At 70.5% G+C, this 1284-nt stretch carries 2 protein-coding genes; one reads left to right on the top strand and one right to left on the bottom strand.

Going from position 1 to position 1284, the window contains the following annotated elements; genetic code table 11:
• Positions 1 to 200, bottom strand: a 200-nt coding sequence (locus ASE86_RS16390) for an FAD-dependent oxidoreductase (protein WP_235523953.1), incomplete at its 3' end; no start/stop codon positions are given.
• A gap of 80 nt (positions 201 to 280) precedes the next feature.
• Between ASE86_RS16390 and ASE86_RS01365 the strand changes: the two genes are divergently transcribed.
• The gene (locus ASE86_RS01365; protein WP_056421722.1) at positions 281 to 1207 is read left to right on the top strand and encodes a bifunctional riboflavin kinase/FAD synthetase; all 927 of its coding nucleotides are present in this window, start codon (positions 281 to 283) and stop codon (positions 1205 to 1207) included.
• Positions 1208 to 1284 lie beyond the last annotated feature (77 nt).

The following is a 1284-nucleotide window of genomic DNA, read 5'->3' on the forward strand; positions in this document are numbered from 1 at the left end:
TCCTCGACGTGGTTGTCGAACGTGTCGCCGGGTTCCAGCACCGCGGCGATCCCGCCCTGCGCCCACGCCGTCGAGCCTTCGTCGAAACCGCCCTTGGCCAGCACGGTGACACGGAAGCGGTCGGCGAGATTGAGCGCGGCGGTCAGGCCCGCGGCGCCCGAGCCGATGATGAGGACGTCGGCGGTGCGGGGGTCGGTCATGCCGCCATGCTCTGGCACAGCACGGGCGGGATGCAACAGCGCATTGTCCTCCACCACTTTGGTCCGTAAGGCTCGCGCGCATGGTGCGGCTCGGCGGGGAGGCGCCGGTTCCGTCCGAATTGCGCGGCGGGATCGTGGCGCTCGGCAATTTCGATGGTTTCCATCTCGGCCATCAGGCGGTGGCCGGCGCGGCCATCGCGCGCGCGCGCGACGAGGGCCGCCCGGCGCTGATCGCGACGTTCGATCCGCACCCCGTGCGCCACTTCAAGCCCGATGCCGCGCCGTTCCGCCTGACGACGCTCGACCAGCGCGAGCGGTTGTTCGCAGCGGCCGGTGCGGACGCGATGCTGGTCTTTGCGTTCGACGCCGCGCTTGCCAGCCTGGATGCGCGCGCGTTCGTCGCGGAGCGGCTGCTGGGCCTGGTCGGGGCCGGTGGCGTCGTGACCGGCGAGGACTTCACCTTCGGCTATCGGAAAAGCGGAAACGTCGACGTCCTGCGGCGGCTGGGTGAGGACCTCGGCTTCTCGGTCGATACCGTCGGGCCGGTGGTCGCGGACGGTGGCGTGGTGTCGTCCAGCCGCATCCGCGACGCGCTTCAGGCCGGGCGCCCGCGCGAGGCGGCGGCGCTGCTGACCCGGCCGTTCGCGGTGGAGGGCGTCGTCCAGGGCGGCGCGAAACTGGGGCGGACGATCGGCTATCCCACCGCCAACGTCGACATGGGCAAGTATCTGCGGCCGGCCTACGGCATCTATGCGGTGCGGGGGCGCCTGCCGGACGGGCGCGTGCTGGCAGGCGCGGCGAATCTCGGCATCCGGCCGATGTTCGAGCCGCCGGTCGAACTGCTCGAGGCATATTTCTTCGACTTTGCCGAGGATCTGTATGGGCAGACAATCGAGGTCGAGCTGATCGAATACCTCCGCCCCGAAGCGAAGTTCGATGGGCTGGAGGCGCTTCAGGCGCAGATGGCGGCGGATTGCGAGCGCGCGCGGGCGATATTGTCCACCTAATCCTCCCCGCTCGCGGGGAGGGGGACCATGCGAAGCATGGTGGAGGGGGCGGGCCCCAAGGGGCTCGCCCGCGGATA

Source organism: Sphingomonas sp. Leaf33, assembly GCF_001421785.1.
GTDB lineage: Bacteria > Pseudomonadota > Alphaproteobacteria > Sphingomonadales > Sphingomonadaceae > Sphingomonas.